The organism is Neobacillus kokaensis, assembly GCF_014656545.1.
Classification (GTDB): Bacteria; Bacillota; Bacilli; order Bacillales; family Cytobacillaceae; genus Neobacillus; species Neobacillus kokaensis.
On record NZ_BNDS01000035.1, the window covers coordinates 1 to 22161 of the forward strand.

A 22161-nucleotide genomic window follows, 5' to 3' on the forward strand; every position below is an offset into this window, starting at 1 on the left:
AAAATGAAGTGTTGATTCTGCGCGACGAGGGTGCCCATCAGGTGCTCATGGTAAAAAGGCCTAAATTCAATTCATGCAGAGGGGACCAATAAAGATTCTATGTAATTCCTAAAGCCCCCTATTTTTTGTAGTACAATATTTTAAAAAAGTTGAAACTTTTTATCGCTGACTTTTCTCTAATGTGTGAAAGGAGGTCAGGCGATTGGATGAATTAAAACTGATTAGAAAAGCAATAAAGGGAAACGAAAAAGCTTTTGAAAAGCTGCTGGAAATACATAGCGACCGACTCTATCGTACGGCCTATCTTTATGTCGGCAACCGTCAAGATGCCTTGGATGTCTTACAGGAAATGGCGTATAGAGCTTTTTTAGCAATAAGGCAATTGCGTGATGAACGCTACTTTCTAACATGGCTTACAAAAATTCTTATCAACTGTGCCTATGATGTGATCAAAAAGAGGAAAAAAGAGGTCCCAGCGGCCGAGAACATTATTGAGCTTATTCCGGGAAAAAGGGAAAAATGTGATGAAGCGCTTGACTTAATTGAGGCGATAAACCGATTAAATGAACAGTATCGAAATGCCATTATTCTTTTTTACTATCAAGACTTGCCGCTAATTGAAGTCGCTAAGCTTATGAATATCCCTGTAAATACCGTAAAAACCTATCTATCGCGGGGCAAGAGTCAATTGAAAAAACTGTTAGGAGGCGATGAATACAATGGAAAAGAAACTATTTCATGAGCAATTTGAAGAAATTGATGTACCGAAAGAAGAGGTACGAAATGCTATTAGAGGAGGCATCAAAAGGGCAAACTCCGGCAGCAAATATCGAAGAAATAGAGCTATTGCCATATCTGCCGTTGCTGCAGCAAGCATTTTTATTTCTTCCAGCTTCATATTCCCTTCTTTTTCAAAAGTCATGGCCGACATGCCGGTGGTTGGTTACTTTTATAGGGATCTAGTCGGCGAAACCTTAGAAACGCAAAAGTTAATCACAAAATTAAATGAAACCGCAAGCTATAAAGGAATTGATGTCGCCATTACAAGTGCCTATTATGATGGGGCGGTGATCGGGGTTACTTTTGATGTTAAAGGAAAGGTCAAGACGGCAGAAGATGGGCGTGCCATGGGATTTTATGAAATTTTTAACGGTGACGAAAATCTTGGTGAAACGAAAGAAATAGTTTATATGGAACCAACCGAAAAAGGCTTTACCGGCAAAATTCAATTAAGCTATCCGAAGACAGAGCTTCCTGCTGACACTACTTTCCCGCTTGAATTCAAAAGTATCGGAGAAAAAGAGGGCTCTTGGAGATTCAATGTTCCGATTAAGCAGCTCCCTTTTGAAACGAAGCCAGTAAATCAAGTAAGTACCTATGAAGACACCAAATTACAATTAGATTCGATTTTTATAGGCAAGGCTTCAACTGCAATTAACTATACAGTTACAGTTCCAAATGGTGAAAGACATGATGATATCAGGTTTGATTTTTTCGACGATCATGGGAAAATGATTCAATGGTTATCAGATGCCACGCTTGAAAAGAAAAAGTCCGGGAGTGAAATGATTGTAAAAGGAAGAACGATAATTCCTTTGGCATTAAAAGACAAAACAAAATTTATTGAAGTTCATCCTGCAGTGGCATTATCAGAACCATTTCAGTTTGTCTCTTTAAATGAGAAGACTCGAACCACTATTAAGGCAGCCCGTCAGAATCAATCAGTTACTATTAATAAAATCTCTTTTGCCGATAAAAAATTTACTGTTGATTTTCAAGTGAATAATGGGGATAAAATGGGAATGTACTACATGTTTTACCACGACTTTGCTCGAACTGGTGTAACTTTGGTGAAAGATTCTCGTAAAAATATCTATGAGAAACCAATAAAGCATAAGATAAAAACCTTAGATAAAAAACAATTAAGGTTCCGAAGTACGTTTGACATTAGCGGACTTAAAAATTTTGATCCAGAAAAATATGTATTACGGGTAGATTTAAATTCGATGGCGATAAATATGCCGCATGAAATGGAGCCAATAAAAGTTAATCTTGAATAAATTTTGCCGCAGCCTTTTGGGCTGTGGTTTTTTCATCCTTTTCATCCCCATCCTAAAGATAAGTATTTCCGCGCCGAAGAAATTATATTATAATAATTCCTTGTGTGCATTCCCGCTTTTATCCAAACATAAACGGGTGCTTTTTTACCGAAAATAATATCGGTTTCTATAATAAAAGGGGGAAATAGTATTGAAATGGCATAAACGAATTCTTTCGATGATCCAAGAACGTCAAGACAAAAAAGTAGCTTTAGCGGTAGATACCTCAAGTAATGAAGCCCCAGCTATCCTAATCAATAATATCGTGAAACTTTTTGAAACGGTAAAACCGGATACAATCTTAGTTCAAGCTGATTTTAAAATCAGAAGCATTGCTCCAATAAAAAGTGACACCATCAAATATTATACGCATGGCAAATCTTCTTACACATTGGTACTTGAATGGGCAAAAGAGGAACAAATTGACACGTTGTTCTATATCACCGACGTCACCGGATTTATGCCTGAAGATATCGAGCAGGTTGATTTTGAAATGTTTTGGCTAGTGTCAGGCACCTTTATGCCAAAAATTCCATTCGGAAAGGCGATTAAGGTTGCATAAACTGCGGCGGGCTGTTCTATAAATGTAGGACAGTCTTTTTTAAATGGTTAAAAATTGAGATTAGCACCTTTTTCGGGGAAAATAGAAAGAGAGAGATTTTTGGGGAAAGGGCGGTTAAAATGAAACTCGTATATTGGATATTGAAAATCGGACTTCTTCCCGTGCTTATGTTGGCAGGGACTGGTCTCATGAAGACGGCAGGCTGGTGGGGTCTTATTATTTCTGTCATCGTATTTATACTAGTTAACGGGTTAATTGACCGTAAAATAAACCAATATAATCACCAATACTTTACCAATAAATTTCCTGTATTGGAGAGTTTGACATATGGAAAAATTATCACGGTCGAATTGAAAAATGGAAAAGTATTCGCCAATCGTATTTTTGCTTCAGGCCTAAGTTCTGAAATCTTAATCGGTGCTGAACCTGTTTCCGATAATGAACTAGAGGAATTTTTGAAGGGCATTAAGAAAACTCGCTGGGTAAAGCTTAAAAAAGTAAAGTCGATTAAAATAATAAAGTAAATCGGTAAAAGGCGGTCGATTTGAGGACAATTATTTTCAATCGACCGAGAAATGTAATCATAATTATGTAAAAAATGAGTGCTTCAGCAGCCATCGTATAATAGGACTGAGCTAAAAAACAGCTAACGGTTTGTGGACCATAATCATAGCAGCTCCACCTTTTACCTTATAAATGAAACCATCATAAAAGCAAAGATTAAAATAAACGTAAGCACTGCGCCAAGTATTACTTGATTTTGAATACTCTTATCCATTTTAAGTTTCACCAACAATGCTGTTAGATTTAAAAACCACAAGGTTCCCAAAATAGCTACGATAAAAACTCCGAATAATAATTCCATTAACATCCCTCTTTGTAAAAGAATAACACACTAATTTATTCGCTGTTCCCAGTTCAATTTCCTTTATTTTCAAAAACCAAAATCAGCAAAAAACCATAATAAGGAAGGATTTGGATTATCCTTTGTGGAATATACATCAAAAAGAAACCGGACAAGGAGTTGGTGTGAATGTCAAAAAAGGAATTAGCAAGCTGGGGGAAATCAATATTAATTGCACTAGGAATCGCGTTTGTGGTTAGGACGTTCCTTTTTGCTCCGTACATTGTAGAGGGTTCTTCGATGGAACCAACGCTTCATGATGAGGAAAAGATGTTTGTCAGCAGGTCGGTCGATTTGGTGAGAGGGGACATCGTCATTATTAAAGGAACAAAGGAAAACTATGTGAAAAGGGTGATCGGGTTTCCGGGGGACAAGATTGAAGTGAAAGATGATCAATTGTTTATTAATGGCAAGGTTTTTAAGGAACCGTATCTTTCGCATAATTTGAAGTTGGCTCAGCAACAAGGAAGCAGGTTAACAGAGGATTTCGGTCCTATCATTGTTCCGAAAAATCACTACTTTGTCATGGGTGATAATCGATTAACCAGCGGGGACAGCAGAAACGACCTTGGATATATAAAGGAAGAAAGCATCGTAGGGAAAACTGAATTTGTGTTCTTTCCGTTTACTGATTTCAGATTAATAAAGTAAGAAGGAGTTCGGATCAGTTAGTTGAAATCATAATAATTGCTAACAAATCGTACCAAATGAAACTCTCCCTTCGTAGTATCTTTAGTCAATTTTTCATATAATGAATACTACATATTTTTATTTCGGAGGTCGTATGACGAAAAAGACTATTGTTTTTACAGGCGGGGGTTCGGCAGGTCATGTCACACCCAATATGGCTATTATCAGTGAAACTAGGAATGACTGGAATATCCAGTATATCGGTTCGAAAAAAGGAATTGAAAAAGAATTAATAAGTAAAATCAGTATTCCCTATCATGCAATTAGCAGCGGGAAACTCCGAAGATATATAGATTTTGAGAATTTTATCGATGTTTTTAGGGTGCTTAAAGGCTGTTTGGAAGCAAGGAAATTGTTAAAAAAACTTAAGCCTGATTTAGTCTTTTCTAAAGGCGGGTTTGTGTCTGTTCCGGTAATTGTGGCTGCAAAATCATTAGGAATCCCCATTTTCATTCATGAAAGTGATATGACACCGGGATTAGCAAACAAAATTTCTCAAAGGTTTGCCGACAAAATTTTCACCTCTTTTGAGGAAACTGAAAAATTTTTCCCGAAAAATAAAGTAAGAGCTATTGGTTCTCCGATTCGGAAAGAAATTTTAAGTGGTTCAGCAGAAAAAGGAAGAAGATATCTTGGGTTTAGCCGAGGTAAGCCGATTTTGACAATTATGGGCGGAAGCCTGGGTGCAAAAAAAATAAATGAAGCTGTTAGGACATCTTTAAAACAGCTGACAGAAAACTACCAAATTGTTCATTTATGCGGTAAAAACAATGTGGACGATAATCTGAACAATATTGCTGGATATAAACAATTTGAATATGTTCATGAAGAATTGCCTGATATTTTGGCAGCTACGGAGTTTGTGATAACCCGAGGCGGCTCCAATGCTATATTTGAATTTTTAGCGTTAAAAATTCCGATGTTAATTATCCCGTTAAGCCTGCAACAGAGCAGAGGCGACCAAATATTAAACGCAAAGGCATTTAAGGAAAAAGGTTATTCTCTCACACTTGAGGAAGAAAATTTGAATAGTGAGTCGTTAGTCAACCATATAACTAAGCTTTCGGTGAAGAGCGAAGAAATCAGAAAGAAAATGAGAGCTTCACATCAAGGTGATGCACTTCAAGTTCTTGTTAACGAAATTAGTAATTTCAAATGATCTAATGGTTTTTTATAGGAATAGTTCAGGTGAAGAACTTTTTAGAAAGAATTGAAAGACAAAAACGTGGTTGCAACCAGATGAAACTGTTATTCAGAGGTTTAAAATGAGGAGAGGACCGTGCTCCCTACTGGCTTTTCAATCAGTAAATTTAAGGAGAAATTTCGTGAATAAATCTAAAATAATAGAAGAAAAGCTAAATTTAATAAATTGGTGTGAATCGCTCAAAAATTTAACCGATGAAATCTGGTTTGCTGCTTTTAAGGAAGGCAGTTGGGGGATTGCGGATGTCATTTCTCATTTCATTTCTTGGGACAGGTTTTTATTAGAAAATCGTATCCCTTTTATTATTCGTTCTGAAGAGTATCCACCTATAAAAGTTGATGTTGAAACAATTAATGCAGAAGCATATAGGTACGCACGGTCAGGTAGATCCAGGGTGGAACTTATTAATGAATTTATTGCGATCCGTAAGCATCTTGTTTCGCAAATTGATACGATTCCTGATGAAAGATTTCAAAACCATATGAACATTGGTAGCAGCAATGAGACCTTAGCTGACTATTTTAAAGAACTTATCGAACATGATAAAAGGCATATGAATCAAATTAATACCCTTATAGAAGAGATGATTCCTTGAAAAAAGCTGTAGAGCTGCTATTTAGGCAGCTCTTTTTTACATTTAAGGCAAAAAAAATAGACTGGTGATGTCACCAATCCAATTATGGGAAGTTTTAAGAAATGAGCTCGATGAACTTATTTCTTAATTAAGTTACTTTTATAGTACTAAAAACTTATGGAGAATTTAGGGGGGAGTTATGTGGAAGTTGTGAAGAGTGCCATGAGTGACTTGGCAGGTAGGATTCACTATATTGGTTAATTTTCACAATAAAGTAGTTTGATTTTTAGATTACTTGTTTTATAATTTAATATGTTAACTTATTTTAAATTTAGTTGACTAATATAAAATGAGGTGATGGTGTGGATTGGATCAGACTAGCAAAAAATGTAATTGACGGTTATGAGTTGACTAAAGAAGAAGCAAAGGAAATTTTGTTTTCAAAGGACGAAGAAATCCTTTCCCTTGTTAATGCTGCCTATGATATTCGCAGGCATTATTACGGTAAAAAGGTAAAGTTGAACCTAATTATAAATGCTAAGAGCGGGCTGTGCCCGGAGGACTGCGGATATTGCGCTCAATCTATTAAAGCTAAAACAGAAATTGACCGCTATACACTGATCAGTAAACAAACTATTGTAGAAGGTGCCAAGGAGGCGAAAAAGAATAAGATTGGTACATATTGTATCGTTATGAGCGGACGCAAGCCAACCAATAATGAAGTAGATACTGTCATTTCCGCAGTGGAAGAGATTAAAAACGAGGTTGAGCATATCAAAATCTGTGCTTGTATGGGGCTTGTGAATGAAGACCAGGCTGTAAGGCTTAAGGAGGCGGGCGTTGACCGCTTCAATCACAATATCAATACAAGTGCCAACCATCATGCAAATATTACAACGACACATGATTATGATGATCGTGTGAATACGATTGAGAATGTAAAAAAAGCAGGTATTTCACCATGTTCGGGTGTCATTTGCGGAATGGGTGAAACAGATGATGATATCGTGGAAATGGCTTTTGCACTAAAAGAGCTTGATGCGGATTCCATCCCGGTTAATTTCCTACATCCCATTGAAGGAACAAAATTGGAAAACATGGATGATCTGACCCCACTTCGCTGCTTGAAAATCCTAGCTTTGTTCCGATTTATTAACCCAACAAAAGAGATTCGCATTTCAGGGGGCAGGGAATTCAACTTGCGCTCGCTGCAGAATTTAGGTCTGTTTATCGCCAACTCCATATTTGTCGGTGACTACCTAACAACAGACGGCCAACCTGCAAATGCAGACTACCAGTTGATTCAAGACCTAGGCTTCGAAATCGAAGACAACCCGTTCGAAGTAGAATCTCAAACCTTCGCAAAAACTCATTAAACAGGTTGGATGTCAGTTTGGTGTCAGGCACCACTCGTGGACATTTGTCCACCGTGGAAGGACAGTCCCTTCGCATCTAAAAAAGGGCAAAAAAATAGATTGGTGCCTGACACCAATCAAAATTATGGGAAGTCTTTAGAAATGAGCTCGTCGAACTTATTTCCTAATTAAGATATTCTTATAATAGGTGAAAGATGTGGAGATATTGCGTTTTAGTTGTGTTGAAGTTATGAAGAATAATAAAAAGGGCTGTCACGACTTTGAACCTACGACGGACTAGCCCTTTTTTATTTCGTAATAAAATCTACCTTATTTCTTTTGAGCTTCCAAGAAAACCTTTTGTGCGGCGAGCACACCGGCACCAGCATTAAATTCGTAATTGAAATCCTGCAATCCTGCTTCCAATAAAGAAACGGCTTGAAGAACATCACTAGGGAAGCAATAACCCATATGGCCAAATCGGAACATTTTACTTTGCAGGTGACCAAGACCGCCGGCAAAATCTAGATGGTATTTCTTTTTCAAATGCCCTAAGAATGCCCCTGTGTCTAATCCCTCTGGGGTAAGGATAGCGGTAATAGTAGGTGAAGCATATTCATCCAAAGTCAGAAGTCCAATCGAAAGGGCCTTCATGGATTCTCGAACCATATTTTTCATTAACTCATGGCGTGCGACTGTTTCTGAAAATCCACCTTCCTCCTCAATCAAATCACATACAGCAGAAAGTCCATAAATTAAGGAAACTGCTGGGGTATTAGGTGTCATGCCTTTTTCTGCCCACTCACGATAGCTCAATAAATTTAAGTAATAAGAAGGTGCCTTATTCTCTTCAATCACTTTCCAAGACCGGTCACTAATACTTAAAAGCGCAAGTCCAGGAGGAAGCATCATTGCTTTTTGTGACCCTGTTACTAAAATATCCACTCCCCATTTGTCCATTTCCGCAGGAGCACCGCCGAGGCAGCTGACGCCATCTACAATAAACAGCGCATCTGTTTGGGCACGGACCACTTTCGCTAATTGTTCGATTGGATTTAAAATTCCTGTAGATGTTTCGTTATATGTGGCAAAAACTGCTTTTATATTAGACAATGGCTTTAAAAACTCAGCAAGTTCTTCAGCAGTACAAGCTTCACCCCAAGGTTTTTCCAGCTTATGTACATGGAAGCCATACTTTTCACAAATGGAAACGAAATAATTGCCAAAGGCGCCGACGGTAATAACAACTACTTCTTCACCGGCAGTCACCGAGTTAACTGCAGCAGCTTCTAACGCCGCTGTACCGCCTGATGGGATTAGCAATATCTCCTGCTTTGTTCCAAAAATCGGCTTTACGCGATTGGTTGTTTCACGATAAAGGTGCACAAACTCTTTACTGCGGTGGCTCATCATATCCCGGTTCATCGCCAGCTGTACTTTTTTCGGAATAGGTGTTGGTCCAGGATGTCGTAAAATATTTGAGTACATACGTTTTCCTCCAATGAACTTTATGAAATATTATTAATTTTCTAATTATATCACGGGAAACTTGTTTCTGAAAATCCCCTAAAAGAAGAAAGGCTAGCTCCAAAAAGGAAACAGCCTTTCAAACATTTTTAAGGAATCATAAAGCTTAGGACTGAATTTTGCAGCCACACGATGATTCCAATAATGACAACTAGGAAAATACTATGCTTAATCGTAAAGCGAAACAGCTCAGATTCTTTACCGACAAGGCCGACTGCTGCACAAGCAACGGCGATAGACTGTGGAGAAATCATTTTACCTGTTACCCCGCCGGATGAGTTAGCCGCAAGTGCAAGGATTGGATTCATACCAATCGACTCGGCTGTTACTTTTTGCAGGTTAGCGAATAACACGTTTGCGGATGTGTCGGATCCAGTTACAAATACTCCCAGCCAGCCAAGGAAAGGCGAGAAGAATGGGAATAGAACCGACCCTGTTTTTGCCAGTGCTAATCCAAGCGTTGTACTCATTCCGGCTACGTTAATGACATAGGCAAAACCAACTACGGAAGCAATGGTAATTAACGGGTATTTCACTTCATTTAAAGTTTCCCCAAAGGTTTCTACCCACGTTTTCCATGACATTTTTACTATAAACTTAGTAATAATGGCGGCAATCAAAATCGCTGTACCTGCCGCAGCTAAAAGCTCTAATTTGTAAAATGCAGGTGCTGCAGCAGCCCCGGCTTTACTAATCACTTTGTTAGAAATTAAAGGAACTTCCGGCATAAATGTAAAGGCATGGCCGATTGAATTAACTGCTTTGAGGATAGTATTCGTCCCTTCATAATGCCCGCTTAATGCAAGCTTAATTGTCGGAATTCCCCAAAGTGTAATAGTAGCGGTTAACAAAATAAATGGTGACCAAGCTTTAAAAATTAGTCCCCCGGTATAATGTTCTGTTTTTGTCTTTCCCCCAGCTATAGTAACAGCTGATGTAGCGGCAAACTCTTGCTCAGCAGAAAAACGGAAAATGGTCTTTGGCTTCCAGAAATTTAGGAAAATGGCTAAAGCTACTAAGGAAACAAGTGCTGATAAAATATCTGGCAGCTCTGGACCTAAAAAGTTGGAGGAAAGATATTGTGCAATAGCAAATGACAGGCCCGAAACTAGAATCGCTGGCAAGACTTCCATTGTTTTCTTAAAGCCTGCCATTATAAGAACCAGGTAAAATGGAATAAACGCTGATAAAAATGGCAGCTGACGTCCGATCATTTTTGAAATTTCTTTAGCAGGAATACCAGTAGGTCCTTCCATAGCAATAACCGGTGTACCGATGGCGCCAAATGCAACCGGCGCTGTGTTGGCAATTAAACAAATTCCTGCAGCATAAAGCGGATTGAAACCTAAACCAACTAATAATGCAGCGGAAATCGCAACAGGTGCCCCAAAGCCAGCTGCCCCTTCAAGGAACGCGCCAAATGAAAAGGCTACCAATAATGCTTGCAAACGACGGTCTTCTGTGATAGATAAGACAGAATGACGAATGATATCGAATTGGCCTGATTTTACGGTCAGCTTGTATAAAAATACAGAGGCAACAATGATCCAGCCAATTGGCAGAACACCATAAACAGCTCCTTGAGAAGCAGACATGACGGCCATGCCCACAGGAACTTTATAAGCAATAATAGCAATAATAATAGCGAGTAAAAGTGTTGTCAGACCAGCGATATAGCCTTTCATTCTTCTAATGGCTAAGGCCCAGAAGAAATAAAGAATGGGTATAAGGGCAACAATCGCGGTAAGGGCAAGATTGTTCCCAACTGCCGTAAAGTTTTGAGTAAATGTCATTCACATAATCCCCCTTAAATATCTTAGTTACTGTATTACATCTGTTAAAAAACTCCCATCTCCCTTAAGGGAATCGCTTACAAATGATGACAAGGTCATCTGATGACTAGATGTTAAACAAGGTGATATGAAAAATTATATTAATATTTAAAAAAAATTACAATGATAAATTTCATAATTTTTTCACCTTTTATAAAAAATTGAAGTAGATACAATTCTTTTGAAAATAGGTATAATGAAAGTGTGTGTCAAATGTTGATGAATTGTTTAAAGGGGCACTGGTATGAATTATAAAAAAATTAAACCGAAAAAAATATATGAAGAAGTTGCCGAGGCCATTTATGAAATGATTCGGTCAGGTCATCTAAAACCGGGAGATAAACTAGATTCTGTCCAGCAGCTGGCGGAAAATTTTCAGGTTGGCCGTTCTGCCATTCGCGAGGCATTAACCTCTCTGCGGGCAATGGGACTCGTTGAAATGAAGCAGGGGGAAGGAACGTACGTAAAGGAATTCGAAAAAGATCAAATTACCTTCCCGCTATCCACCGCCATTTTAATGAACAAGAATGATATTTCTGAATTAGTAGAGGTACGGAAAATCGTTGAAAGCGGTACTGCTGCGGCAGCGGCGAAAAAAAGGACCGAACAGCATTTATCCATGATGGAGGCCGCCCTAGAGGCGATGCTTGAAGCAAAGGGAGACGGAGAGCTTGGGGAAACAGCTGATTTACAGTTTCACATGGCCCTCGCCGAAGCTGCACAAAACCAATTATTGCTAAATTTAATGAACCATGTGTCAGAACTGATGGTGGAAACAATGCGGGAAACGCGTAAGGTGTGGCTGTTTTCGAAAGAAACCACTATCGAACAGCTATATAAGGAGCATTTGGCGATTTATGAGGCAATCAAAGCACAGGATGAAGAAGCCGCAAGAAATAATCTGCTGATTCACCTCGAAAATGTCGATTCGATTCTAGGGAAGTATTTCCACCATACAACGAAGTATAACGGAGAGTAATCTCCTGCTCCAAAAGGGGTCTCATAGGCATGAGAGCCCTTTTGGTTTATCTTTTAAGCATTAAAAAGAGTCTTTTTTTGCTGAAAGCCCTTTCTAAACTTGATACTTTTGGTGTAAGATATAAAATATTAATATATTAGGTCATCAGATGACCGGTTAACTAGATAAATTATGGGCAAAGAATTTTTTTGAGGGGAAGAGAAAAAATGAAGGTTACTCTATTTGCGACTTGTATCGTTGATATGTTCCAGGGCAATGTAGGCAAGGCGACAGTTGAACTGCTTGAAAAGCTTGGATGCGAAGTGGAATTTCCGGAATCGCAAGTTTGCTGCGGCCAGCCTGCGTATAACAGCGGTTATGTGAAGGAATCGAAAGAAGCGATGAAGCGTATGATTGAAACGTTCAGCAATGCTGAATACGTTGTTTCTCCATCAGGTTCCTGTGCTTTTATGTTCCATGAGTATCCTCATATCTTTGAAGGCGATCCCGTTTGGGAGCCTAAAGCAAAAGCATTAGCAGCAAAAACATATGAATTGACACAATTTATCGTTGAAGTTTTAAAAATAGAAGATGTGGGTGCCAGGTTTGAGGGGAATGTCACTTATCACACATCCTGCCATATGACAAGATTACTAGCGGTCAAAGAACCACCAATGATTCTGTTGAAAAATGTAAAAGGTTTAAAGTTTACCGAACTCCCTGGTAAAGAACAATGCTGCGGCTTTGGCGGTACCTTCTCTGTTAAAATGGCGCAAATTTCAGAACAGATGGTCGATGAAAAAGTACGCCACGTAGAAGAAACAGGCGCACAGTATCTTGTTGGTGCGGACGCGGCTTGCTTAATGAATATCGGCGGCCGGATGGATAGACTAGGAAAGCCGGTTAAAGTGCTGCATATTGCGGAAGTATTGAACAGCCGTTAAATGCTTTTATTTTTAAAAAAGTGAGGGGAATTTCCTATGGCAATGAAAATTGGCACGGAACAGTTTAAGGAACGTGTGGAAAATGGCATACATGATGATTTCATGCGCGGTGCAGTAGCCTCGGCACAGGACGGAATGAGCCAGAAGCGAAGAGCCGCAACAACTGAAGAATTAGGCAACTGGGAAGACTGGCGCAATCATGGCGAAGAAATCCGGCAGCATGTTCTGGAATACTTGGATTATTATCTGGAGCAGCTGAGTGAAAATGTCGCCAAGCGAGGCGGGAATGTCTTTTTTGCACAGACGAAGGAAGAGGCAAACGAATATATCAGAAGCGTTGTCCAGAAGAAAAACGCTAAAAAAATTGTTAAATCCAAATCGATGGTGACGGAAGAAATCAGCTTGAACGCAATGCTCGAGGAAGAAGGCTGTGATGTTGTCGAAACGGACCTGGGGGAATACATACTCCAGCTTGATGACCATGATCCGCCTTCCCATATCGTTGCACCGGCACTGCATAAAAATAGAGAGCAAATTCGCGACGTATTTGAAAAGAAATTAGGATATACGAAATCATCTAACCCGGAAGAACTTTGCTACCAGGCGCGTGTCACACTAAGAGAAAAGTTTTTAGAAGCGGATGTTGGGATCACTGGCTGTAACTTTGCAGTGGCGGAAACCGGTTCTTTCTGCTTAGTCACGAATGAAGGGAATGCCGATTTAGTAACGGCACTGCCCAAAACACAAATTACCGTTATGGGTATGGAACGGCTTGTTCCAACCTTCGAAGAGATGGAAGTTCTAGTCAGCATGTTGACGAGAAATGCTGTTGGGCAAAAGCTGACCAGCTATATTACCGTATTGACCGGACCACGAGAGGAATTGGATGTCGACGGGCCAGAAGAATTTCACCTGGTAATCGTGGACAATGGCAGATCCAATATTCTTGGCGGAGAATTCCAGTCAGTATTGCAATGTATTCGCTGTGCTGCCTGTATTAACGTATGTCCGGTTTATCGCCATATTGGCGGTCACTCTTACGGTTCGATTTATCCAGGGCCGATCGGGGCGGTTCTTACTCCATTATTGGGCGGCTATGATGATTACAAGGAGCTTCCTTACGCATCTACCCTTTGTGGTGCCTGTACGGAAGTATGCCCGGTGAAAATCCCGCTGCATAACCTGCTACATAAACACCGCGAAGTCATTGTAGAAAAAGAAGGAAGAGCACCTGTTTCCGAAAAATTATTAATGAAGGCCTTTGGGCTTGGCGCATCATCTCCAGCGCTTTACAAACTTGGTTCTAAGATCGCACCGGCAGCGCTGAACCCATTTACGTCGGGGGATAAAATCTCTAAAGGGCCGGGACCGTTAAAAGCATGGACGGAAATTCGGGAATTCCCGGCTCCGAATAAAGAGAGATTCAGAGATTGGTTTAAAAATCGCGACAAAGGAGACAAAAACTCATGATTGGCACCATCCATAATCGAGATAAATTTTTAAATCAAATTGCAAGCCAGCTGAACAGGCCGCGAATTTCTGCCCCGATTGAACGGCCAACCTGGAAATACCAGCCGCAATATGAAATCTATAAGGATGCGTCGCAGGATGAGCTGCTGGAGATTTTGAAGGAGCATTGTAAAAAAATTCATACGAAGATTTTTACAACAGATTTGGCTGAGCTGTCGGGAGTTGTGAATGATGTGGTTGCTGAGTATGGCGGCGGTTCAGTGGTGACATGGAAGGACGAGCGCTTCTCCAAGTGGGGGCTCGATTCTTTAATGAAGGAAAAGTGGCCTTCTGAAAATATTGATGTATTTGAATGGGATTATACCCTAGGAGAAGAGAATGTACGTCAGGCAGAGAAGGCGAATGTAGGTATTACCATCAGTGAAATTACCCTCGCTGAATCCGGAACGGTTGTCCTGTTCAGCGACAAAAATAAGGGAAGAACAGTCAGCTTTTTACCAGCAGCATCGATTATGTTGATTCCAAAAAGCACCCTTGTTCCAAGAATGACCCAGGCAGCAGTGAAAATGCGGGAAATCCACCAAAAGACGGGACATGTGGCCTCTTGCATCAACTTCATCACCGGTCCAAGTAACTCTGCCGATATTGAACTAAACCTTGTTGTCGGCGTACATGGCCCGATCAAAGCAACTTATATTGTGATTAATGATTTGTGATTTTTCCGATAGCGGAGGAGCCGTTCCCGAGGTGGGGGCGGCTCCTTTTTTGTCTTGGGAAACTCTACGCGACTTTGAGCAGGAAAAAACGAGTATTGGGTAGCAAAGAAGGGCTCTACGCGACCGTGGAGAGGGAAAAAATGAGTAGCGGGTAGCATAGAGGAGCTCTACGCGACCGAGGAGCAGAAAAAAAGTAGTGGTGGGTAGAATAGCAGGGCTTTACACGACCGAGCAAATAGGAGAATATCACCGCCAGTAGCCAACAAATCAATAAACCTACCTGCCCACTTAAAACTAAAAAAACTTTACCAAATAAAAACTTTTTCTTCATTAAATAGTCTAATATGTAAGACAACAAGGTTGGCGAAGGGGGCAGGCACGTGGCCGGGGATGAAATATTAGTCAAAAAGGCAATTAAGGGGGACGATTCAGCTTTTTTACAGCTGGTCCAGCTCTACAAGATAGATTTATATAAGACCGCGCTTTCTTTTTTACGAAACGAGGAAGAGGCACTTGAGGCCATCCAGGAGGTAACGTACCGGGCTTATAAAAATAGAAAATCGGTGAAAGAGCCTGCTTATTTTAAAACATGGCTGCTCCGCATTATGATCAACTACTGCAATGACCATTTGAAAAAGCAGAAGCGGGTCGTATTGAATGACGAAATTCTGACCCTGCAGGGGACTGCGGAATCCCATACCGAAATGGAATTGAAGGATGCCATGAAAGGGTTAGATGACCGGTCACGTGAAATCCTCACCTTAAAATATTTTCATGATTTGAAAATCAAGGAAATTGCTGAAACATTGCAATGTCCGGAGGGGACGGTCAAAACGTGGCTGAACAAAGCGTTAAAGGCCCTTAAGGAAAAATTAGAGGGAAATGGCGGTGATATGCATGTATGAAAAGGAAGAGAAGCAATTAAAAACTTTATACGATAATATACAGGTTCCGCTAGATTCATTGGACGAAGCGATTTTTACCGGATTCCAAAAGGCAAAAACGGAGGAGAAACGGCAATTCCGAGGAAAAAAATGGGTTATCTCGGTAGCAGCTGCGGCCATTTTTCTAGTTGGATTTTTCACTTCGATCCGTATTTCACCTGCTTTTGCTGACTATATTTCTGTTATTCCTGGTATGGAAAAAATAGTAAACCTTATCCGAACGGATAAAGGAAGAATGCTGGCGATTGAAAATGATTACTATGAAAAAATCGGTGTGTCTCAAGAAAAAAGTGGATTAAAGTTTACCATTGATGGGGTAATTGCGGATGAAAGCCAGCTGGTGCTGTTTTACACGATAACATCCAAGGATAAGCAAAAATTGTTAAAGACGGAGAAGGTTCGCCTGGAAAGTTTAGAGGGGAAAAGTATTGAGCTTGGTGGCATTTCAATGGGAAGCCCGCTAAATTCAGAAAAAGGAGCAACCGTACATAGTGATATGTTTGAATTTTACTTTCAATCACCTCTTCAAGCAAAAAAACTACAGCTGAAGGTTTGGGTAAAAGGGGAGAAAGTAAAGGAAGAATTCACTGTAAACTTTGAACTTAAAAAAGATATACAGCTTAAAAAGTCATTTGATATCAACCAAACAATTACAATGGAAGGGCAAAAAATAACATTTTTAAATGCCGACATATATCCATTACGTGCAGCGATCCATGTCAAAATGGATCCGAACAATAGCAAGAGAATTCTAAGTTTTGCTGACTTAAGGCTTGTAGATGAAAATGGAGAAACATGGAACAAAATTAATAACGGGATTATTGCAAATTTGATATCACCTGATGAGGCAGTTATTTACCTGCAAAGTAACTACTTCCGGGAACCAAAAGAATTGTATTTGGTCTTTAATAAAATCCAAGCGGTTGATAAGGATGAAGCCTTTGTTGTAGTGGATACAGTAAAGCGGCAAATCCTAAAACAGCCAAAAGGAAATTTACTACGTAATTTACGAGTAGAAGGAAACCAGCTAATCTTCGAGCTTCAGACAAAAAAAGAATTCAACGCATTTCTCTTTACAAGAATAAATGATGGGAATGGAAAGGAAATATCATCTAATTATGGCTTCACCGAAGGAAATGACAAAGGAATCACCAAACTCGGAGTCAGCATTCCTAATCCAAAAAATCTAACCAATCCAATCTCCTTAGAACTAAGCGCCTACCCTACCTGGATCAAGGGCAATGAAAAAATAAAGGTAAAATAAGTAAAAAGGTGCATGATACCATATTGGTGTCAGGCACCTTTTTTATGCTAGGACATAAATAATACTCTCCAAACAAACATAAAAATTACAAAGGAGTCAATTAAATTTATGTAAAAGGAACTACCTGCTCAATCGAGGAGAGTCTTAAACTCGCCTGCAAGAATATATCTATATTAATTATCACTCTCTACACTTTTCTAAATTATATCTACACAAAATGTGTCGTTATCTAACCTTTTTCAAAGGATATCTACAATTCTGCTTCAAAGGGTAGAGGTCCGTTCCATTCAAATGCCGCTACTTATGGTTCAATCAGTAATTCTTACTAGAATAACATTTGTGTTGTCTTGTGTCATGACACGACCTATACTAGTAGTGAATAAGACAGATAAAAAAGGGGGTTTATATGAATGAAAAAACAAAGCATGTGGTCATTGCGTTTTTCAACGGCATCGCTTGTTTTGATTCCTGTTGCGGTTGGTATTAACTATATCGGCAAATTTGTTGCTGGTCTTTTGAAACTGCCATTGTGGCTGGATTCCATTGGCACAGTACTGGCGGCTATGCTTGGGGGTCCAATTGTCGGGGCGCTGGCGGGTGCCATTAATAACATTATTTATGGTTTTACTGATCCGATTTCTTTCGTTTACGCCATAACCAGTGTGGCGATCGGGGTAGCCGCTGGAATTCTTTTTTATAAAGGGTATATTTCCAGCTGGGGTAAAGCAGTGGGCGCCGGAATTATAATCGGCCTTGTTGCAACAGTGATTTCAACGCCGCTGAATATCGGTTTTTGGGGCGGACAGACAGGGAATGTCTGGGGCGATGCGTTGTTTGCAGTTGTGCTAGCAAACACTGAATCTACATGGCTTGCATCCTTGCTTGACGAAATCGTTGTCGATGTGCCGGACAAATTATTGGTAGTACTAGTCAGCTACGGGATTTTCCAAGGATTACCGCGCAATGTCCTCCAACTGTACAACAACAATGACAAAGTCGAGACTTTGGATTAAGAAGCTTGAAACAATATTTATGGGGACAGATGGTTAAATAACAGGGCTGTTCTTGCCCCAATAAAGTGTCTTGAGAACTTGGAGTCTAGGAAAAGTGCTGCCAGTGTCCTCATAAAGCATTCATGAGAACGGAGAGCGGAAGAAAAACCCGTCTCGAGTTCTCATAATACATTCATGAGGACACTCAGCTAAAGAATAGCGTCGCCCTTGTCCTCATAAAGCATTCATGAGAACGGAGAGTCGGAGGCAAACCCGTCTCCAGTCCTCATACAGCGTTCTTGAGAACACTTAGCTAAAGAAAAGCGCCAACCAGTCCCCATTAAATAGTTAAGAAGCAACAAGAGCCTTTGAAAATGAAAGCCGGTGACCTTTTTGAAATCAATTAGTCTATTTGTGGATCGGAAATCGTTTGTCCACGATATCGATCCGATCACGAAACTTTACTATATTCTATTTGCTATCATCATTCCGATTATTTTACCATCATTCACGATTTCTGCCATATGCGTAGGCATCAGTATTTTGCTATTACTGGCAGCAAAGGTGATGCGCAAAACACTGCCAGTCTATAGCTTTGTTTTTCTAGTCCTAATAACCGTCGTGATTATCCAGGGCCTGTTTAGACCTGGCAATGAAACGGTTCTGTTTCATCTTGGGCCGTTTGCGATGCATAAGGAAGGGCTGTTGTTTGCCTTAACGATTGCACTCCGTGTTACCAATATCGTCAGTGCCTTTATGATTCTTGTACTGACAACCAAACCGTCGACCCTTGTTGAATCTCTTGTGCGAAAAGGCATGTCTCCTAGAATTGGCTATGTCATTGTATCTGTTTTTCAAATTATCCAGGAAATGATGTCCACGATGAGTACGATTATGGATGCGCAGCGATCGAGAGGGATGGAGACAGAGGGGAAACTGCTTACTAGAATCAAAGCCTTCATCCCGCTGCTTGGTCCTGTCGTGCTGGGGTCGCTTATTAACACGAAGGAACGGGCAATGGCGCTTGAAGTGCGGGGCTTCAATTCCCGTAATTTGAAAACCTATTTATATGAAGAAAAAACTTTTCCCTATAGCAAAGCAATTCAGGCCGCTTTGCTTGTGCTAACCATATTTGCTGTGGCGTGGAGGGTTTTTTTATGAAAAAGATAGTAGTCGAAGGTCTTAAATATAAATATCCAATGACTGAAGAACTCGCTCTAAAAGACATTTCCTTTGAAGTAGAAGAGGGCGAATTTATCGGCATTATTGGAAAAAATTCTTCAGGCAAGTCGACATTGTGTCAGGCACTTGTCGGTCTTGTCCCGCATTTTTATAAAGGTGCTTATGGTGGAAAAGTGCTGGTGGACGGGCTAGAAGTGAGAAGCCATACAATCGCCGACATTTCATTAAAGGTGGGGATGGTGTTTCAAAATCCGTTCACGCAGGTGACGGGTTCGAAAATGACGGTGTACGAAGAAATTGCCTTTGGACTGGAAAATATCGGACTGCCGCGGGAAGAAATGCGGCAGCGGATTGATGAAGTGCTAAAGCTGATGAAAATTGAACATGTAAAGGACCATAGTCCATTTGATCTATCTGGCGGGCAAATGCAGCGGATGGCGATTGCCAGCATCATTGCGATGAAGCCGGATATTCTTGTGTTAGATGAGCCGACCTCCCAGCTTGACCCGGCAGGTTCTGAGGAAGTATTCCATTCCATTCAAGATTTAAGCCGACAGGGAATAACAGTTGTAATGGCGGAGCAAAAAATAGAAAAAATTGCTCAGTATTGCAGCCGGGTGTTGCTGCTGTACGATGGGAAGCTAGTCGATTTCGATACTCCTGAAAAAATATTCTCACGAGATGACTTGAAAGACTATGGCGTGACCGCTCCGGTGTACACAAGAGTGTGCAAGGCGTTGGGTGTGAAAAAACAAAGGTGTGATGTCTATCCTGTAACATTAGAGGATGCGGAATTGGCACTAAGGGGGACGATTAAATGATCAAAGTTTCTAATCTATCATTTTCTTATTCAGAAAAAGCCCAGTCAGTTCTTGCTGACATCAATTTGGAGTTTGATCACCGTACCACCGCCATCATCGGTCAAAACGGGGCTGGCAAAACAACCTTTGTGAAGCTGTTAAAAGGTTTATTAAGAGCGTCACAAGGGGAAATCTTGATCGGTGATTATGATGTAAAAATGAAAACCGCGGCTGAACTAGCACGAAAGATTGGCTTGGTTTTTCAAAATCCTAACGATCAAATTTTTAAACGAACCGTTTTGGACGAGGCCATGTTCGGACTATTGAATATTAAAATGGGGAAGTATACAGCAGAAAAGCTGGCGGTAAGCGCGTTAGAAACGGTCGGTCTAGGTGATAAATTAGAGATGAATCCACATGATTTAAGTTTGTCGGAAAAGAAGCTGCTTTGTATCGCATCGGTAGTTGCGATGGAAACGGACGTTGTGATTTTCGATGAACCGACAATCGCCCAGGATGATGCCGGCAAGGAAATCATCCGCAAGATCATTCAGGAATTGAAGAAGAAAAACAAACTCGTCATGACGATTATTCATGATATGGATTTTGTCGCTGAAAATTTTGAACGGACAATCGTGATCAATAAAGGGAAGGTCTTACTTGATGGCAGCACAAGGGAAGTTTTTTCTCAAAAAGAAGTCCTTAATGAGGCAAATGTCGAACCCCCTGGAATCACTCAGCTGGCGGAAAAACTGGGATTAAAGAAAACAATTTTAACCGTAGAGGAATTTTTGCAGGAATGTGCAAAATAAAAGGCTTGGATTTTGCTAATTCAGGCCTTTTTAAAATATTGAATGCAAGATGGAGTCAGATCCTTTAATCAAATTTAAGCACACCTAAAAACTATAAAATATTTATCGCTGAATCTGTCACATTAAAAATCTTATTAGTTTACAATTTAATTAAATCCTTTTTTATCCTTTAAAGCTGTACTCTGGTAAAATGGTAGGAAAGTTACGGAAATATTTTAGGAAGAAGGTTTAACCATGCTTGTTCTATCAGAACCACAAATTCGCTCCCTTTACACGATGAAAGATGCAATTCAGGACTTGGAAGCGGCTTTAATTGATTACATAGAAGGGGGAATTTCAAACCCTCACCGGACGGTAATTGAATTCCCCGATAAAAAGGCATCCGCATTGTACATGCCATCCGCCATCGAATCGGTCGGAAAATCTGCCGTTAAAGTAGTGACCATCTTTCCAAATAACCCTTCCATCGGCAAACGGACAACACAAGGTGTGATTTTATTAAGTGATACTAACAATGGCGAGCATTTGGGATGTTTGAATGCTTCTTATTTAACCAGATTAAGGACCGGGGCCGTGAGCGGTATTGCGACGAAGTATCTGGCCAAGGAAAATGCCTCCTCTGTCGTGGTGATTGGCACCGGGGCGATGGGGGATGAGCAGCTGCAGGCAGTATTAGAAGTACGTGATATTAAAACAATCATGTTGTTCAACCGAACGAAGGAAAAAGCACAGGTTTTCGCTAAGAAAATTAATAAGCTTGCACCGGGTTTTGATGGCGATATCATTGTAATGGATGATGTGGATGAAGCTGTTTCTAAAGCAGATATTGTCATTTGCAGTACGCGTTCGGAAACACCGGTTTTCTCTGGTAAGGTACTTCGGCCGGGGACGCATATTAACGGTGTCGGCTCCTATTTGCCTCATATGCAAGAAGTCGATGAAAAGACACTGCATAAATGTTCAAAGATTGTCGCAGATACCATTGAAGGAGTTAAAGATGAAGCTGGAGACTTCATTATTCCTGCTAATGAAGGGGTATGGAATTTTTCGCGGCTGCATGGAGAAATTGGTGAACTCGCAGGAGGGCAGATTACCAGCAGGGAAAACGATGAAGAGATCACCTTCTTCAAATCCGTTGGCATTGCCTACTTTGATATCGCCGTAGCAGCTTCAGTATATGAAAAGGCAATCCAGGCCGGGGTCGGAACACAGGTGGAAATTTAGCGAAAACAAGAGAAACGAATGCATGCCGTTAATTAGGTTTGAGACAAAGAAGTAAATAGATCAGTCATTGGAAACACTTTTGATGCTTTTGCTAAGAGAAATGTCGGC

General features: G+C 40.3%; 22 protein-coding genes. 19 read left to right on the forward strand and 3 right to left on the reverse strand.

The annotated features are described in order from the left end of the window. Window positions 1-202 precede the first annotated feature (202 nt). The 4 genes from IE222_RS23380 (at window position 203) to IE222_RS23395 (ending at window position 3185) form a co-directional block, all read left to right on the forward strand. A complete protein-coding gene (locus tag IE222_RS23380; RefSeq protein ID WP_191276801.1) occupies window positions 203-742 on the forward strand; it encodes a sigma-70 family RNA polymerase sigma factor in 540 nt (179 codons plus the stop codon). Continuing rightward, complete coding sequence (locus IE222_RS23385; protein ID WP_191276802.1) at window positions 720-2060, forward strand: DUF4179 domain-containing protein; 1341 nt, start codon at window positions 720-722, stop codon at window positions 2058-2060. Before IE222_RS23380 ends, IE222_RS23385 begins: the two co-directional genes overlap by 23 nt. Window positions 2061-2250: 190 nt before the next feature. Next, a complete protein-coding gene (locus IE222_RS23390) occupies window positions 2251-2661 on the forward strand; it encodes a vWA domain-containing protein (RefSeq protein ID WP_191276803.1) in 411 nt (136 codons plus the stop codon). Between the two features lie 119 nt (window positions 2662-2780). After that, window positions 2781-3185, forward strand: coding sequence for a hypothetical protein (locus IE222_RS23395; RefSeq protein WP_191276804.1), 405 nt, complete (start codon window positions 2781-2783; stop codon window positions 3183-3185). A 161-nt stretch (window positions 3186-3346) separates the two neighbouring features. Here IE222_RS23395 and IE222_RS23400 read toward each other — a convergent pair whose 3' ends face one another. Next, complete coding sequence (locus tag IE222_RS23400; protein ID WP_191276805.1) at window positions 3347-3526, reverse strand: hypothetical protein; 180 nt, start codon at window positions 3524-3526, stop codon at window positions 3347-3349. Between the two features lie 168 nt (window positions 3527-3694). Here IE222_RS23400 and lepB point away from each other — a divergent pair, with 168 nt between their 5' ends. The 4 genes from lepB (at window position 3695) to bioB (ending at window position 7409) form a co-directional block, all read left to right on the forward strand. Beyond that, a complete protein-coding gene (gene lepB / locus IE222_RS23405; RefSeq protein WP_191276806.1) occupies window positions 3695-4216 on the forward strand; it encodes a signal peptidase I in 522 nt (173 codons plus the stop codon). Window positions 4217-4349: 133 nt separating this feature from the next. Beyond that, complete coding sequence (gene murG, locus IE222_RS23410) at window positions 4350-5414, forward strand: undecaprenyldiphospho-muramoylpentapeptide beta-N-acetylglucosaminyltransferase (protein ID WP_191276807.1); 1065 nt, start codon at window positions 4350-4352, stop codon at window positions 5412-5414. A 166-nt stretch (window positions 5415-5580) separates the two neighbouring features. Beyond that, entirely contained in the window at window positions 5581-6054 is a 474-nt protein-coding gene (locus IE222_RS23415) for a DinB family protein (protein WP_191276808.1), read from the forward strand. 341 nt (window positions 6055-6395) lie between these two features. Continuing rightward, window positions 6396-7409, forward strand: a complete 1014-nt coding sequence (gene bioB, locus IE222_RS23420) for a biotin synthase BioB (protein ID WP_191276809.1) — start codon at window positions 6396-6398, stop codon at window positions 7407-7409. 309 nt (window positions 7410-7718) lie between these two features. Here the strand turns inward: bioB and IE222_RS23425 are convergent, their stop codons facing one another. Further along, window positions 7719-8876, reverse strand: coding sequence for a pyridoxal-phosphate-dependent aminotransferase family protein (locus IE222_RS23425; RefSeq protein ID WP_191276810.1), 1158 nt, complete (start codon window positions 8874-8876; stop codon window positions 7719-7721). A 128-nt stretch (window positions 8877-9004) separates the two neighbouring features. Continuing rightward, the gene (locus IE222_RS23430; RefSeq protein WP_191276811.1) at window positions 9005-10708 is read right to left on the reverse strand and encodes an L-lactate permease; all 1704 of its coding nucleotides are present in this window, start codon (window positions 10706-10708) and stop codon (window positions 9005-9007) included. Between the two features lie 283 nt (window positions 10709-10991). On the opposite strand from IE222_RS23430, the gene IE222_RS23435 reads away from it, so the two are divergent. The 11 genes from IE222_RS23435 (at window position 10992) to IE222_RS23485 (ending at window position 22053) form a co-directional block, all read left to right on the forward strand. Further along, window positions 10992-11726 carry a FadR/GntR family transcriptional regulator gene (locus IE222_RS23435; RefSeq protein ID WP_191276812.1) on the forward strand — a complete coding sequence of 245 codons (735 nt, stop codon included), beginning with the start codon at window positions 10992-10994 and terminating at the stop codon, window positions 11724-11726. A gap of 206 nt (window positions 11727-11932) precedes the next feature. Next, a complete protein-coding gene (locus tag IE222_RS23440) occupies window positions 11933-12649 on the forward strand; it encodes a (Fe-S)-binding protein (RefSeq protein WP_191276813.1) in 717 nt (238 codons plus the stop codon). A gap of 36 nt (window positions 12650-12685) precedes the next feature. Next, window positions 12686-14119: a LutB/LldF family L-lactate oxidation iron-sulfur protein gene (locus IE222_RS23445; RefSeq protein ID WP_191276814.1), complete on the forward strand. Its 1434-nt coding sequence runs from the start codon at window positions 12686-12688 to the stop codon at window positions 14117-14119. Then, entirely contained in the window at window positions 14116-14835 is a 720-nt protein-coding gene (locus IE222_RS23450) for a LutC/YkgG family protein (RefSeq protein ID WP_191276815.1), read from the forward strand. Before IE222_RS23445 ends, IE222_RS23450 begins: the two co-directional genes overlap by 4 nt. A gap of 380 nt (window positions 14836-15215) precedes the next feature. Continuing rightward, window positions 15216-15740, forward strand: coding sequence for a sigma-70 family RNA polymerase sigma factor (locus IE222_RS23455; protein WP_191276816.1), 525 nt, complete (start codon window positions 15216-15218; stop codon window positions 15738-15740). Beyond that, on the forward strand, window positions 15733-17043 hold the full coding sequence (locus tag IE222_RS23460) for a DUF4179 domain-containing protein (protein WP_191276817.1): 1311 nt from the start codon (window positions 15733-15735) through the stop codon (window positions 17041-17043). The genes IE222_RS23455 and IE222_RS23460 overlap by 8 nt, the downstream gene beginning before the upstream one ends. A 410-nt stretch (window positions 17044-17453) precedes the next feature. Continuing rightward, window positions 17454-18056, forward strand: a complete 603-nt coding sequence (locus tag IE222_RS23465) for an ECF transporter S component (protein ID WP_191276818.1) — start codon at window positions 17454-17456, stop codon at window positions 18054-18056. Window positions 18057-18428: 372 nt separating this feature from the next. Further along, window positions 18429-19196: an energy-coupling factor transporter transmembrane component T family protein gene (locus IE222_RS23470; RefSeq protein ID WP_191276819.1), complete on the forward strand. Its 768-nt coding sequence runs from the start codon at window positions 18429-18431 to the stop codon at window positions 19194-19196. Then, the gene (locus tag IE222_RS23475; protein WP_191276820.1) at window positions 19193-20038 is read left to right on the forward strand and encodes an energy-coupling factor ABC transporter ATP-binding protein; all 846 of its coding nucleotides are present in this window, start codon (window positions 19193-19195) and stop codon (window positions 20036-20038) included. Before IE222_RS23470 ends, IE222_RS23475 begins: the two co-directional genes overlap by 4 nt. After that, entirely contained in the window at window positions 20035-20829 is a 795-nt protein-coding gene (locus tag IE222_RS23480; protein ID WP_191276821.1) for an energy-coupling factor ABC transporter ATP-binding protein, read from the forward strand. Before IE222_RS23475 ends, IE222_RS23480 begins: the two co-directional genes overlap by 4 nt. Window positions 20830-21063: 234 nt before the next feature. Next, window positions 21064-22053: an ornithine cyclodeaminase family protein gene (locus IE222_RS23485; protein ID WP_191276822.1), complete on the forward strand. Its 990-nt coding sequence runs from the start codon at window positions 21064-21066 to the stop codon at window positions 22051-22053. The last annotated feature ends 108 nt before the right edge of the window (window positions 22054-22161 follow it).